Origin of the sequence: Synechococcus sp. RS9916, from assembly GCF_000153825.1 — a bacterium.
Lineage (GTDB): Bacteria > Cyanobacteriota > Cyanobacteriia > PCC-6307 > Cyanobiaceae > Synechococcus_C.
Map to the genome: position 1 here is coordinate 576,561 of NZ_DS022299.1, position 14,049 is coordinate 590,609.

Genomic DNA, 14,049 nt, shown 5'->3' on the forward strand with positions numbered 1-14,049 from the left:
TCAACCTTCATTCACAGAACGTCACGGAGCCCATGACCGCCACCAACAAGGCGATCCGCAATATTGCGATCATCGCCCACGTCGACCACGGAAAAACCACTCTGGTCGATGCGTTGCTGGCCCAATCAGGCATCTTCCGCGACAACGAAGCGGTGCCCACCTGCGTGATGGACTCCAACGACTTGGAGCGTGAGCGCGGCATCACGATCCTGTCAAAGAACACTGCGGTTGATTACAACGACACCCGCATCAACATTGTTGATACCCCTGGCCACGCCGATTTCGGTGGCGAGGTGGAGCGTGTGCTGGGCATGGTGGATGGCTGTCTGCTGATCGTCGACGCCAACGAGGGCCCCATGCCCCAAACGCGCTTCGTGCTCAAGAAGGCGTTGGAGCAGGGCCTGCGTCCGATCGTTTTCGTCAACAAGATCGACCGTGCCCGCGTTGATCCTGAAACTGCCGTCGACAAGGTCCTCGATCTGTTCCTCGAGCTGGGTGCCGACGACGACCAGTGCGACTTCCCTTATCTCTTCGGAAGTGGTCTGGGTGGCTTCGCCAAGCCCGACATGAAGACCGAGAGCGACAACATGCGTCCGCTCTTCGATGCCATCCTGCGCCACGTTCCACCGCCGGTCGGGGACGCCGAGAAGCCCCTGCAGCTTCAGATCACCACCCTGGATTACTCCGATTTTCTTGGCAGGATCATCATTGGCCGTGTTCACAACGGCAAGATCCGTCAGGGCCAAAGCGCAGCGTTGATCAAGGACGACGGCAGTGTGAAGCGCGGTCGGATCAGCAAGCTGCTGGGCTTTGAAGGCCTGCAGCGCGTTGAGATCGAAGAGGCCGCCGCCGGCGACATGGTGGCCGTTGCCGGTTTCGATGACGTCAACATCGGCGAAACCATCGCTTGTCCCGATGAGCCCAAGGCATTGCCACTGATCAAGGTGGATGAGCCCACCCTGCAGATGACCTTCGTGGTCAACGATTCACCGTTCGCGGGTAAGGAAGGCAAATTCGTCACCAGCCGCCAGGTGCGCGATCGCCTCCAGCGCGAACTGCTCACCAACGTGGCGTTGCGGGTTGAAGACACCGATTCCCCCGACCGTTTTGCCGTCAGCGGCCGCGGTGAACTGCACCTTGGCATCCTGATCGAAACCATGCGCCGGGAGGGCTATGAGTTCCAGGTGTCTCAGCCTCAGGTGATTTTCCGCACCATCGATGGCACGCCTTGCGAGCCGGTGGAAACCCTGGTGATGGATGTTCCTGAAGCGGCTGTCGGCGCCTGCATCGAGAAACTCGGCACCCGCAAGGGCGAGATGCAAAACATGGAGACCAGCTCTGATGGCCGCACGCAGCTGGAGTTCATCGTTCCGTCCCGCGGTCTGATCGGCTTCCGCGGTGAGTTCATCCGCGCCACCCGTGGCGAGGGCATCATGAGCCATTCTTTCTTTGAATATCGCCCGATGCTGGGTGACTTCGAGACCCGCCGGAATGGTGTGTTGATTGCCTTTGAAGAAGGAACGGCCACGTTCTATGCCCTCAAGAACGCGGAAGACCGCGGTCAGTTCTTCATCTCGCCTGGCACCAAGGTGTACAAGGGCATGATCATCGGCGAGAACAACCGTCCTCAAGATCTCGAGATCAACGTCTGCAAGGCCAAGCAGCTCACCAACATGCGTTCTGCTGGCGCTGAGGAACTCGACACTCTGCAAGCACCGGTTCAGATGACCCTGGAGCGTGCCCTTGAGTACATCGGTCCCGATGAAATGCTGGAAGTGACGCCTGAATCGATTCGCCTGCGCAAGCTTCCCGCCAAGAAGATGGCCAAGCGTTGAACGCCGATCCATCCATTGATCCAATTCGGCTCGACGCCCGCTTTCAGCGTGGTGTCGAGCTTTTTAATGCTGCGTCTTGGTATGACGCGCATGACGTGCTCGAAGAGCTTTGGCATGAGACGGCTGATCCCGACCGGCGTGTACTGCAGGGACTGATTCAGGTGGCCGTCGCCCACGTTCATCTCGAGCGCGGCAACCGCAAGGGGGCCACCATTCTTCTGGGGGAAGGATTAGGTCGTTTGACTGGCAGGGCCTTACCGGATTTCGGTCTGGATCTGGATCAGCTGCGCTCTCGAGTCTCTGTGCGTCTGCAGGCGCTTCAGCAGGACGAAGATCCCGCTTGTTGTCCCGTCCCTGTGCTACTCGATCTCCCGTGAGCTCCTCGGTACATTGGCCCCAGTTGATCGCGGGATGGTCGTTGCCTGCCTTTGTGCACCCTTGGCTTCTTCGGAGCCTTCCCCGCCTAGGGCTCACGGCCCTGCTTTCGCTGCTTGCGATCGGCGTCTCTGATCGCAGTGTTGCTGCCCAGCCTCAAGATTCTGGTGTGCAGTCATCGGTTGCCGAGGCCAACGGGGCTGAAACACCAGGACCGACAGCGTCAGGCGGTCTGATCACGATTGAATCCGATACGCAAAGTGCCGACAATCTCACTGGAGTGGTGACTGCGGCCGGCAACGTCCGCATTGTCTATCCATCCCGCGGAATGGTGGCCACCGCCCGTCAAGTGCAATATTTCAGCCGTGAGGGTCGCCTTGTACTCAGCGGCGATGTGGATGTCACCCAGGAGGGTGGGAATGCACTCCGTGCTGAGCGGGTGATCTATCTGCTGGATCAGGAGCGCGCCGAAGCGGACCCCACGCCTGGTCAGCAGGTGTTCAGTCAGATGGTGATCGGCCCTGACCGCAAGGTTCCGACGCCTCTAGCGCCATGAGCCTCACCCTGGAACGGGTCGCCCTCACCCTTGGGGGACGTCCGCTGGTGAGGGATGTGTCCCTCATCCTTGAACCGGGCGAAGTGATCGGCTTGCTGGGTCCCAACGGTGCCGGCAAGACCACCACCTTCAACTTGGTCATCGGCCTTTTGCGTCCGGACACGGGGCAGGTGCTGATGGACGGCCATCCCGTCGCGGCCTTGTCCATGCCGGAGCGTGCTCGCCTCGGGATTGGCTATTTGCCTCAGGAACCGAGTGTGTTCCGCCAACTCTCGGTGCGTGAAAACCTGCAGCTCGTGTTGGCCCAAAGCGGTCTGGCCTCTGTGCAGGCCCGTGATCGCCTGCATCAGTTGATCGACGAATTTCACCTTCAGCCCTTTGTGGATCGCAAGGGCTACCAGCTTTCCGGTGGTGAGCGGCGTCGCACAGAAGTGGCGCGTGCCCTGGCTGTGGGGCTTGAAGGTCCGCGCTATCTCTTGCTGGATGAACCCTTCGCCGGGGTGGATCCCCTGGCGGTGGCCGATCTCCAGGCCTTGATTCATTCCCTGCGGGAACGCGGCATGGGAATCCTGATCACCGACCACAACGTGCGCGAAACCCTGGCCATCACTGACCGGGCTTACATCCTCACGGACGGAAGCATCCTGGCCTCCGGTCGATCTGATCAGGTGGCCCATGACCCTCTGGTGCGCCGTCACTATCTCGGGGAGGGCTTTCAACTGTGATTGACACGATTCAAGCCACGTTGTCCCGCTGGATTCGGCGGATCCCCCTGCTCGATCGCTGGCTGATCTCTGAACTGGTGGGTCCGCTGATCTTCGCGATTGCGGCCTTCACAGTGGTCTCCCTCTCGGTGGGGGTGATGTTTGAACTGGTGCGCAAGATCGTTGAATCAGGCCTGCCGGTGTTGATCGCTCTTCAGGTGCTGTTGCTGCGCCTGCCGAGCTTTCTGGTGATCTCATTCCCGATGGCCACGCTGATGGCCACGCTTCTGGCCTACAGCCGTTTGTCGGCGAACAGTGAGCTCACCGCCCTGCGCAGTGTCGGTGTCACCGCCCGGCGCATGATCGCTCCGGCTTTGGCTCTCTCCCTGGTGATGACCACGCTCACCTTTGTGTTCAACGATGTGATCGTGCCGAGGGCGAACCGCAATGCCGAGGTGACGCTTCAGCGGGCGTTGGGTAAGGCGATCGCCACAGAAAAGGGTGATGACATTGTCTATTCGCGCTTCGGACGTCTTGCTGGAGCCGATGAGGGGGACCGCACTCGTGGATTGGCGCAATTGTTCTATGCGCGTGAATTCCGCAAGGGGACGATGCAGGGCGTCACCCTGCTCGATTTCTCCCGGGTTGGTTTTACCCAAATGTTGGTGGCCGACGAAGCCAAGTGGAATGACAAAGAAGGCAAGTGGGAATTTCTCAACGGCCAGAGCGTCACGCTGACCCCTGAGGGAGGCACGATTACGGCGCAGTTTGATCGTTACCTCTATCCACTCAGTGCAGCGCCGGTGCGGATTGCCAAGCTGCCAAAAGATGCCAACAACATGACGGTGCTTGAGGCTGTTGAAGCCGAGCAGTTGCTCCGTGATGCAGGGGATCGCAAAGAAGCGCGTCGCCTGCGTGTTCGCATCCAGGAAAAATTCACCCTCCCGATGGCTTGCCTGGTGTTTGGTCTGATCGGCAGCAGCCTTGGTGCGAAGCCCAACAACCGCACCAGCCGCAGCCAGGGATTTGGTATCAGCGTGGTGCTGATTCTGGTGTACTACGTGCTGAGTTTTAGTTTCAGTTCGCTTGGGGTCAAAGGCACCCTCCCTCCACTGTTGGCGGCCTGGATGCCTGTTTTGATCTCCTTGGCTGGTGGCTGGACTTTGCTGCGCCAGGCCAGTCGCTGAGTGTTCCCTTCAGACTCTGTTCCATTGCTGACCATGTTTTCGATGCCGATTGCAGGTGACGATCCGGTGTTGCTCCTAGGGCTTTCGGCCTTTGCACTGTTACTGGTGGCTCTGCCCTGGGGCTTTTGGGCTTTGTCCAGCGGCAAAACCTCTTCGGGCGTGCGTGTTCTGATCGCCCTCGCCAACTTGGCTCTCACGGCTCAGCTGGTGTTGCGCTGGTGGCAGTCCGGCCATTTCCCGATCAGCAACCTCTACGAGTCCCTTTGTTTTCTGGCCTGGGCCTGCACCCTCACCCAGCTTTTGGTGGAGCGCAGCTGGCCGTCCCCGCTTGTGGCTGCAGCCGCCACACCCATGGGCCTGGGTTGTGTGGCTTTCGCCAGTTTTGCTCTTCCTGATCGCTTGCAAGAGGCATCCCCTCTTGTTCCAGCGCTTCGATCGAGCTGGTTGGTCATGCACGTCAGCGTGATCATGGTTAGCTATGCGGCCTTGCTGGTGGGCTCTCTGCTGTCGGTTGCTGTGCTGCTGACCGACCGTGAGAACGCTCTTGAGCTGCGCAGCAGCTCCATCGGCAGTGGCGGATTTCGCCGGGCTTCTTTGGAGGGCGGAACCGCAACGGCTGAGCTGGATTTGCAGTCGGTGGCCTTCAGTCGCACGGAACAACTCGACAACCTCAGCTATCGCACGATCACCGTGGGCTTCCTGTTGCTCACTGTGGGCATCATCAGCGGTGCAGTGTGGGCGAATGAAGCTTGGGGCAGCTGGTGGAGCTGGGACCCTAAGGAAACCTGGGCGCTGATCTGTTGGCTGGTGTATGCCGCTTATCTGCACACCCGCTTGAGCCGTGGCTGGCAGGGAAGAAAGCCGGCATTCGTGGCGGCATTGGGGTTGGTGGTGATTGTGGTTTGCTACATCGGCGTCAATCTGCTGGGCATTGGCTTGCACAGCTATGGCTGGTTCTTCGGATGACCGTTGAATCTGAGAGTCTCGCTTTTCAACCTTCAGATCGAGGCCCCTCAGGCTTGGTAATCCTTGGCTCGGATTGGCTGTGCCCTTCGTTCGCGAGAGGGTGATCGTTCTTGATCCAGATCTGAGGATCTGGCCCCACGAGGCCATCGCATTCATCTCTCAATGTTGCCTTGTCTCCCAGGCGATGGTTGATGCGCTCGGGTGATATGAGCCTTCTGTTCGATAAAGCCCTCCTGATTTCGAACGTTGCGTTACTGGAATTGGCTTTTGGGCATTGACCTGCGATAAGTACACCGCTATCAACAAAGTAATTCCTCTTTGATTCCATGCTGACCGGAAGCGAACTGCTCGCCAAAGTGAAGGATCTTGGCGATGTCTCCAAGACCGATCTTGCGACTGCCTGCGGCTATGTCTCGGAAAAGAAAGATGGTAGTCAGAGGGTGAATTTCACCGCTTTCTACGAAGCTCTGCTGAACGCCAAGGGCATCGACCTCGGAACGGGCAGTGCTGGTGTTGGTAAGGGGGGACGTAAACTCAGCTACATCGCCAAGGTTCAAGGCAACGGCAACCTTCTGATTGGCAAGGCTTACACCGCAATGCTCGATCTCCAGCCTGGTGACGAGTTCGACATCAAGCTTGGTCGCAAGCAAATCCGGTTGATCCCCGTTGGTGGCAGTGAAGAGGACGAGTGAGTTACACCATTGAATGGAAGGACCAAGGGGTGCCACCGAGCAGGCGCCCCTTTTTCTTGACTCGCCGTGTCTCAGTCAGGAGGAGGTGATATGTACGGATTGCCAATGCCCTCTGTCGGAGTCTCATCCATCGCGAAAGGGACTCCTCCCTTGTTGACGAATTTCCGTCCACTGTCATCCAATGGAATTTTCTTCTCTTCTTTGAAGTGGTGGTCGTTAGGCAAACCGGTTTCGTATCCGCCGCTGACCTCCTTCAATTCATCAAAGGAGAGCTCTTTGTCCTTGTCTGTCTCTCCAGCCATCGGGAACTCCAGGACTGCCTCAGTTCTAAGCGCTTTTCACGTCGGTAGGCCAGAGTCTTCAATCCGTTTCCACGGCTATGTCACCTGTTTATAAGCCCCCAGGCTCGTTGCACTTCGATCAGCGGCTGATCAGCAATGGTGAAGTAATCGATCGCCAATAAATCTTGCCGGCATGCGCGGCCCCTTTTCAGAGCATTAACAACCCTTTCACACATGCCAGGGGCCGAAATCTGATGAGGATGACTTCCGGTTACAACACTGTCGAATAGACCGCCTTCGTACATCGCCATCACGCCAAGGAACCATAGTGTTGCTCCAGTGACGGAGCTGCTGGCGGCGCCAAACGCTGCGTTTTCCACCTCGCCGATCATGTCGACGTCATAGTTGCCAAGCACGTGGAGCCAGTCGTGATGTGCGAGAGCCGCATTGGCACCACCGAGTTCTCCAGGCGTCGTAAAGCCATGGCGTTGATAGTGCTGCCACACCGCTGCGCCAAGCGTGTCGTCCGGGAGTTCCGCTAACGAGCGCCATTGGGCAGCGAGCTCCGGGTCGGGCTCCATGGTGAAGGTCCAGGATTGTGGGCCATGGGCCTTCAGTAGTTGATCAAAGCCTTTCTGGCGTTGATCCTCTTCTCCCATCCAAAACAGACGGTAAAAATCACTTTGCGCTTGTTGCCGCGCTTGTAATGCCACATCGCGCGCCAGCACCAAGGAACGATCGTGAACCTTGAGTTCGCTGGCCCAGTGCTCCACCGAGGCTTCCAATCGTGAAGGCACCGGATTCAGCATCATCTCCGCCAGCACCATCAGTTCGATCAGTTCCAGGCGCTGCAGTGGATCGGGAAAACTCTGTGCAGCCTCTTGAACGTTGATGCCATTGATGGCTTTGAAATCAATGTCAACGCCAATGAGCTCACGAAAAAGTAGCCCTAAGAATCGGGGCTGGAAGTCGGATCCCCAGGAATCACCAATGCGGCAAGCTCCCACTACAGCGGCCGCTACATCTGGAGCCTGAGTGATGGTGGTGTGGGCAAGAAACATGGGGTTTGGCCTCAAGGGGCAACCTGGGTAGGCCTCGCTGGGGCTTCCTCCTCTTTAGTCACCAAAGCACGAACTATTTCGCTGGTTACTAAAGCAATGGATTCGTTGCTGGCAACCGCAGGAGGGGGCAACAAAGCCTTTTTATTTTTCCCTCGGCCCAACATGAAGAACAGGACTACTTCAGGTCTAAACCCTATGTCGGATCTGATGGCCTAGCTTTATCCCTCCATTCTTTGAAACCTTGGGTGCGCCCTTCGTGGACCTCGTTTCGAATTTGTTGTTGAAGCGGAATAACTTTGATTGTTTCCCGGGGGGACATTGATGTCACGTCAAAGCGAAACAGGTCTTTCCACTACAAAAAGACGGACCAGTGACAGGATTGAAAACATCTTGGTCGTAACAGCAAGTGTGGGAGGAATCACGGCTCCTGCTCCCATAGTTGTGAAGCCGCATATCGCCAAGCGATCAAAGTGCTTAGGCCTGCTCCAAAGGTAAGAATGACTACCAAAGCTTGAGTTGTCGTCATTGAAAGGTTTTCAAGAGCCACTTTTCTAAGGCAGCGGAGCCCTCTGGCGCTCTTGTTACCAAATCAGGTGATTCAGAGCTCCGTTGCCGGCCAAAGTCAGTGGCAGAACCCTTGTGTTATTGATGCCACCATTCCCGGTCCATTGGCTGTAGTCACTTGGCTTGGTATCAGCAATCACTTGGGTTGTGGCTCCTGCTCGCTTTGGGTTGCTGAGATTTTGCTTCCCTGCACTCTTGGTATCCGAAGACTTGATGCATTTCACATGTTATATCATTTTGTTGATCAAGGCGCAGTCTTTTACTGCCTTTTGTTGTGAGCCATGCAGTTACGCTGTTGTGCTATGCAGGCAAGTACCTCATTGGTGGCTAAAATGAATCATTGCTCGATGGGTGAACGCCCGTCAACTTGAACCAGGACGCTTTCGTCCATAAACCTCACATCAAATGATTGATCTTGGTTTTCATACACTTCGCCTGGCGCTAGTCGAATCAAGTGGCACTGTATTTTGAGTTCAACCATTGCGATGTTGTTTCGATCATTTTGTTTGACAGCAACTTGTGAAATCTTGCCGGTGGGTAGTTCGCGGGCCACTCTCCACCGAAAAATTGAGGTATTACCTACGTGATCTGCCCATTGGTCAGACCCTTGGGGAGCCCTTGGTATTGGCTCAATTGACAATCCGAACTCATCGTCGTCTTGGTAAGTGGATATTCGTAACCATTGATTGTCCACATGTGCAAACAATGAAAGCAGCTGCAGCATTGGCACTGATTTGTGGTGCCAGATGAGGGCTTCGGGTGTTGAGGCTTCGTTTAGTGCCATTTCTATGGCTTGCCATTCCTCGACATTGGAATTCAGAAGCTGTTCAAAGTTAACGCGTTGAAAATGAGTCCATTCAGTCACGAATCTTGTGCGGTCTACTGGCTCAAGGTTACTCCTTTGTTTTTTGTTGTTGGCTTTGGTAGGTCATAAGTTACAGATGGGTTGATTCACATGGTTGGAAAGAGCCGTTTTGAATGATTAGCCGGGTTTGATGAAGCATCGATATTTCTCTGTTACTTCTCAGCTTTGTGGCGACATTCGTGCATTGGCATTGATCTCGTTATTCGCAAGTAGTTCGACATTGGTGAATTCCTTTATCTCTTCGATCTCAAGATCAAGTGTGGGGCGAATATTTCATCAAGCTCTTGCGTGATTTGATTGTTCCCGCAACTCGGTGCCTCTGTGTGGGGGGAGGCTCAGCCGCCAGCGCGTTGGCGAACACCACAGGAAACTCTCATCGCACTCTCTCCTTGAGATACAGCTGGCGTGAGGCCTCCAAAGCAATGCTGAATAGGTCCCAGGCAGTGCCAATCCCCATGGTCATGACAACACCTTTGGCAACAGTTGTTCATTTTGCATCTTCGGTGATGTCAGACGAGCAACTCAAAGCTTTTCTTGACAAGGCCCAAGTCGATGCACGCCTTCGGCAGAAGCTCCAATTAGCGAGCGATGCGGATGCTGTGATCGCACTTGCTGTCGAAGCGGGCTTTGCGACTTCACTTGAACAGCTCAACAGGCCTCATTCAGTCCGTACGGAGCTTCCAGATGACTTGCTGGAAGGTGTTGCTGCTGGTGTCTCACGCGATCGTTGGCAACCCGGGTTCTAGCGAGAGAGTGCACGCTAAGAAACGGCAGTGGATCCTTTCAGCAATCCCCTTTCTCTAATACCAGGGTTGACTGATGCGCGACTGGTTTGCTTCCTCTTGGCTAAGACAATGGCCTCACTGCTTCCATTGGGTTGCAGTGCCAAGCAGCTGTGAGATAGACCCATGAATGAAAGGATCCGGAGACCGCCCATGCGGGTGGTCTCTTTTATTGGAGCCTGTTTGCCAGTTGCGTAGGGCAGTCGGTCGACATCTTTCTTTCCTTGATTAGGAGTGATTCAGCAACCGCATTAGTTCCCACGCGCCGGCAATGATGGCTCCGTTCAGCAAAAGGAAGCCAACAACGACTTTGAATTGTTGATCCATGCGGAGATGCTGGCGAACCAGGCAGTCCAGCCGTGAGCTCAAATCTGCTGTGATGTGGAAGGTCTTACCTCAGGTTCAGGCCATGTGAACCCCCTCTCCGGAGCAAGGTTCTTTGGTCAGCTCGAAAGGTGGACCTTCCTATGACGATGACCATTGCCCCAGTGATGAGCGTGGGTATAAAGCGCTCGGCACAGACAAGAAGACCGCCCCCTAGGGGACGGTCGATGCCTAAGTAATCCCCATCACCCGGCCCTTGTCTGTGCCACCAAATGTGGAACATGTCCAAGAGGATACATGCGCCATCAGTTGCGTGGTGTAGGTAAAGATGCTCTTCAGGGTTGAGTGAACTTTTAGACCAAAGCTGTGACCAAATGTGGTTTAAGTGTGAAGACCCTGCATTTAGTGTTGGCCAGGTGTAGTTTGTGCTCCCCCATCACCCGGCCTGCCCTTGAGGCAGGCTTTTTTGTTGGTCAACACCATGGGTAGTGGTTTTCAGGCGTGTGTGCTGATTGCCTTGTTTTGATGCTCTGCTTCAACCAAACGTTCGTGCCGTCAAATATTCAATATCAATCTGGGCGCAGGCACAAAAAAACCACCCCCTGCAACAGGAGGTGGAAATTGGTTCAATATTGATGCGTGGGCCGAAGGATCAGCTGCGCTTGCTGTCGCGGATGCCCTGGATTGCAGCGGCATAGTCAGGCTGGTTGAACACGCCTGAACCGCTCACGATGGCGTTAGCACCGGCTTCGATCACTTTCCAGGCATTGGCGCCCTTGATGCCGCCGTCCACCTCGATCCAGGGGTCAAGCCCCTTTTCGTCGCACATACGGCGCAGATCACGAATCTTCTGCACCTGGTTCTCGATGAAGCTCTGGCCGCCGAAGCCAGGGTTCACGCTCATGATCAGCACCAGGTCGCACAGCTCAAGGCAGTACTCCAAGGTGTCAATGGGAGTGCTGGGATTCAGCACGGCACCAGCCATTTTCCCGAGGTCCTTGATCTGAGCCAGGTTGCGGTGCAGGTGGGGGCACGCTTCGACCTGAACGGAAATAATGTCGGCGCCGGCCTTGGCGAAGTCGGGGACGTATTTCTCGGGCTCAACGATCATCAGATGCACGTCGAGTGGCTTCTGCGTCACAGGACGCAGAGCTTCGACGATCAGAGGACCAATGGTGATGTTGGGCACGAAGCGGCCGTCCATCACGTCGACGTGAATCCAGTCAGCACCGGCCTGGTCCACCGCTTTAACCTCTTCTCCGAGTCGGGCGAAGTCGGCAGAGAGGATGGATGGAGAGATCACCAGTGGCTTGGTGCTCATGAATGGATCCGCGCGATTGCGGGGCGATTGTAGGAACCGCTGAAGTCGCTGATACAGTTAGCCGCGCTCTTGAGCTGGAAAGCCCTGCTGCATCGGGATCTTCGCCCGTCCCGTGCATCCGTCAGGACAGCTCTCCGTTCGTTGCACCCTTACCCACAGCCGCATTCCCGTGGATCAGACCCTCATTCAGGAAATTCTCGAGATCGTCGAGCAGGCCGCCATCGCTTCCGCTTCGCTCTCCGGCAAAGGCCTGAAAGATGAAGCGGATGCATTGGCTGTCGATGCCATGCGCAAGCGCATGAATCAAATTCAGATGCAGGGCCGCATCGTGATCGGTGAGGGGGAACGTGACGAAGCCCCCATGCTTTACATCGGAGAAGAGGTCGGCACTGGCACTGGCCCTGGCGTTGATTTCGCCGTTGACCCTTGCGAAGGCACCAACCTCTGCGCGTTCAACCAGCGCGGCTCCATGGCTGTCCTCGCCGCTTCCGACCGTGGTGGTCTGTTCAACGCCCCCGACTTCTACATGAAGAAGCTGGCTGCTCCTCCGGCCGCCAAGGGCAAGGTGGACATCCGCAAGTCGGCCACTGAGAACATCAAGATCCTCAGCGAGTGCCTGGGTCTTCCCGTCGACGAGCTGAACATCGTTGTGATGGACCGTGCTCGTCACAAGGATCTGATCGCTGAAATCCGTGCCACCGGTGCTCGCATCCAGCCCATCTCCGATGGTGATGTGCAGGCCGCCATCGCCTGCGGTTTCGCCGGCACCGGAACCCACTGCCTGATGGGCATCGGCGCCGCTCCTGAGGGTGTGATCTCCGCTGCGGCCATGCGTGCTCTTGGCGGCCACTTCCAAGGTCAGCTGGTCTACGACCCTGCCATTGCTCAGACCTCCGAATGGGCTGACATGACCAAAGAGGGCAACCTGGCGCGTCTTGCTGAGATGGGCATCGCCGATCCCGACAAGGTCTATGAAGCTGAGGAGCTGGCCTGCGGCGAGCATGTTTGTTTCGCTGGCAGCGGCATCACCGATGGCCTGCTCTTCAACGGCGTTAAGTTCGAAAAGGACTGCACCCGCACGAGCAGCCTGGTGATCAGCAACCTCGACAACACCTGCCGCTTCACCAACACCGTGCACATCAAGGACGGCGCCCAGAGCATCGCTCTGAGCTGATCGTTAATACCTGGTTGAGAGGAACGTCTCCATGCATATTGCCGTCGTCGGCCTCAGTCATCGCACGGCACCGGTTGAAGTCCGTGAAAAGCTCAGCATCCCTGAGCAATCCATGGAGACCTCTCTCCAGGCCCTCCGTGGCCATGAGCAGGTGCTAGAGGCTTCAATCCTCAGCACCTGTAATCGACTGGAGATCTACACGCTGGTGCGTCATCCCGATTTAGGGATTTCTGCCGTTCGTGATTTCCTCAGCGGTCACTCAGGTCTGGCAACAGATGATCTCTCGCCCCATCTGTTTGCTTTCCATCACCACGAGGCGGTTGATCACCTTCTGAAGGTTTCTGCCGGTCTCGACAGTCTTGTTCTTGGAGAGGGGCAAATCCTTTCCCAGGTCAAGAAGATGATGCGTATTGGGCAAGAGCACAAATCCATTGGTCCGATCCTCAACCGCTTGCTCACGCAGGCTGTGAGCACCGGCAAACGGGTGCGTTCGGAGACCAATCTGAGCACGGGTGCTGTTTCTGTCAGTTCAGCCGCAGTTGAATTGGCTCAATTGAAGCTGGGTCAGTCTCGCGGTCTCGATGAGCTGGTGTCACTGGAGTCTGAGCAGGTGGCGGTGGTTGGTGCCGGCAGGATGAGCCGATTGCTGCTTCAACATCTCCAGGCCAAAGGGTGTTCTGGCGTTGTGTTGCTGAATCGCACCCGTGAGCGGGCTCTCGGATTGGCTGCCGACTTCCCTGGACTTCCGGTGCAGTGCCGCACGCTTGAAGACCTCGATCATTGCCTGAGCACCTGCTCCTTGGTGTTCACGAGTACGGCCGCTGAAGATCCGATCATCGATGCAGCCCGTCTGAATCAACTCAATCGCCGTAGTTCTCTGCGTTTGATTGATATCGGTGTTCCGCGGAACATTGCTGCTGATGTGAAGGGGATATCCGGGGTTGAGGCCCATGATGTGGACGACCTTCAGGAAGTGGTCGCTCGCAATCAGGAAGCCCGCCAAAAGGTGGCACGCGAAGCGCAAGGGCTCCTCGACGAGGAGTCCAGACTGTTTCTGGAATGGTGGGACAGTCTTGAAGCGGTTCCGACCATCAACCGTCTACGGGCTTCTTTGGAGCAAATCCGCACAGAAGAGCTGCAGAAGGCGCTGAGCCGCATGGGCCCTGACTTTTCCGCTCGGGAACGCAAGGTCGTTGAAGCCCTCACCAAGGGCATGCTCAACAAAATCCTGCATACGCCAGTCACCCAGCTGCGGAGCCCCCAGCCCCGTCCGCAACGTCAAGAAGCACTCCGGGTCGTCGAGCGGGTGTTCCAGCTGGAAAGCGACTCCGCAGCCTCCTGAGATCGCTTCTCTTGCAAGCC

14 protein-coding genes are annotated in these 14,049 nt (G+C 56.5%); 10 read left to right on the forward strand and 4 right to left on the reverse strand.

Annotated features, from left to right (window positions below; translation table 11 throughout):
* The first annotated feature begins 32 nt into the window (after window positions 1-32).
* The 7 genes from typA to RS9916_RS03170 all read left to right on the forward strand — a co-directional run bounded on the left by typA (window position 33) and on the right by RS9916_RS03170 (window position 6,315).
* Window positions 33-1,835, forward strand: a complete 1,803-nt coding sequence (gene typA, locus RS9916_RS03140; protein WP_007097779.1) for a translational GTPase TypA — start codon at window positions 33-35, stop codon at window positions 1,833-1,835.
* A complete protein-coding gene (locus RS9916_RS03145) occupies window positions 1,832-2,212 on the forward strand; it encodes a DUF309 domain-containing protein (RefSeq protein WP_007097780.1) in 381 nt (126 codons plus the stop codon). Before typA ends, RS9916_RS03145 begins: the two co-directional genes overlap by 4 nt.
* Window positions 2,209-2,766, forward strand: coding sequence for an LptA/OstA family protein (locus RS9916_RS03150; RefSeq protein WP_007097781.1), 558 nt, complete (start codon window positions 2,209-2,211; stop codon window positions 2,764-2,766). Before RS9916_RS03145 ends, RS9916_RS03150 begins: the two co-directional genes overlap by 4 nt.
* On the forward strand, window positions 2,763-3,491 hold the full coding sequence (lptB, locus tag RS9916_RS03155; RefSeq protein ID WP_007097782.1) for an LPS export ABC transporter ATP-binding protein: 729 nt from the start codon (window positions 2,763-2,765) through the stop codon (window positions 3,489-3,491). Before RS9916_RS03150 ends, lptB begins: the two co-directional genes overlap by 4 nt.
* A complete protein-coding gene (locus RS9916_RS03160) occupies window positions 3,488-4,657 on the forward strand; it encodes an LptF/LptG family permease (protein WP_007097783.1) in 1,170 nt (389 codons plus the stop codon). Before lptB ends, RS9916_RS03160 begins: the two co-directional genes overlap by 4 nt.
* A 42-nt stretch (window positions 4,658-4,699) precedes the next feature.
* Window positions 4,700-5,623, forward strand: a complete 924-nt coding sequence (gene ccsB, locus RS9916_RS03165; protein WP_038024106.1) for a c-type cytochrome biogenesis protein CcsB — start codon at window positions 4,700-4,702, stop codon at window positions 5,621-5,623.
* Between the two features lie 326 nt (window positions 5,624-5,949).
* On the forward strand, window positions 5,950-6,315 hold the full coding sequence (locus tag RS9916_RS03170) for an AbrB family transcriptional regulator (protein ID WP_007097786.1): 366 nt from the start codon (window positions 5,950-5,952) through the stop codon (window positions 6,313-6,315).
* Between the two features lie 71 nt (window positions 6,316-6,386).
* Here RS9916_RS03170 and RS9916_RS03175 read toward each other — a convergent pair whose 3' ends face one another.
* The 3 genes from RS9916_RS03175 to RS9916_RS03190 form a co-directional block, all read right to left on the reverse strand.
* Window positions 6,387-6,617 (reverse strand): hypothetical protein, encoded by a 231-nt coding sequence (locus tag RS9916_RS03175; protein WP_007097787.1) that lies wholly within the window; start codon window positions 6,615-6,617, stop codon window positions 6,387-6,389.
* An 80-nt stretch (window positions 6,618-6,697) separates the two neighbouring features.
* A complete protein-coding gene (locus tag RS9916_RS03180; RefSeq protein ID WP_232199513.1) occupies window positions 6,698-7,423 on the reverse strand; it encodes a hypothetical protein in 726 nt (241 codons plus the stop codon).
* Between the two features lie 1,135 nt (window positions 7,424-8,558).
* Complete coding sequence (locus tag RS9916_RS03190) at window positions 8,559-9,086, reverse strand: hypothetical protein (protein WP_007097789.1); 528 nt, start codon at window positions 9,084-9,086, stop codon at window positions 8,559-8,561.
* A 455-nt stretch (window positions 9,087-9,541) separates the two neighbouring features.
* On the opposite strand from RS9916_RS03190, the gene RS9916_RS03195 reads away from it, so the two are divergent.
* Window positions 9,542-9,832: a Nif11-like leader peptide family natural product precursor gene (locus RS9916_RS03195; protein WP_232199514.1), complete on the forward strand. Its 291-nt coding sequence runs from the start codon at window positions 9,542-9,544 to the stop codon at window positions 9,830-9,832.
* A 1,012-nt stretch (window positions 9,833-10,844) separates the two neighbouring features.
* Here the strand turns inward: RS9916_RS03195 and rpe are convergent.
* Window positions 10,845-11,513, reverse strand: coding sequence for a ribulose-phosphate 3-epimerase (gene rpe, locus RS9916_RS03200; RefSeq protein ID WP_007097793.1), 669 nt, complete (start codon window positions 11,511-11,513; stop codon window positions 10,845-10,847).
* 169 nt (window positions 11,514-11,682) lie between these two features.
* Between rpe and glpX the strand changes: the two genes are divergently transcribed.
* Both glpX and RS9916_RS03210 read left to right on the forward strand, forming a co-directional pair.
* Window positions 11,683-12,687, forward strand: a complete 1,005-nt coding sequence (gene glpX, locus RS9916_RS03205; protein ID WP_007097794.1) for a class II fructose-bisphosphatase — start codon at window positions 11,683-11,685, stop codon at window positions 12,685-12,687.
* A gap of 31 nt (window positions 12,688-12,718) precedes the next feature.
* Window positions 12,719-14,029 carry a glutamyl-tRNA reductase gene (locus RS9916_RS03210; protein WP_007097795.1) on the forward strand — a complete coding sequence of 437 codons (1,311 nt, stop codon included), beginning with the start codon at window positions 12,719-12,721 and terminating at the stop codon, window positions 14,027-14,029.
* Window positions 14,030-14,049: the final 20 nt, after the last annotated feature.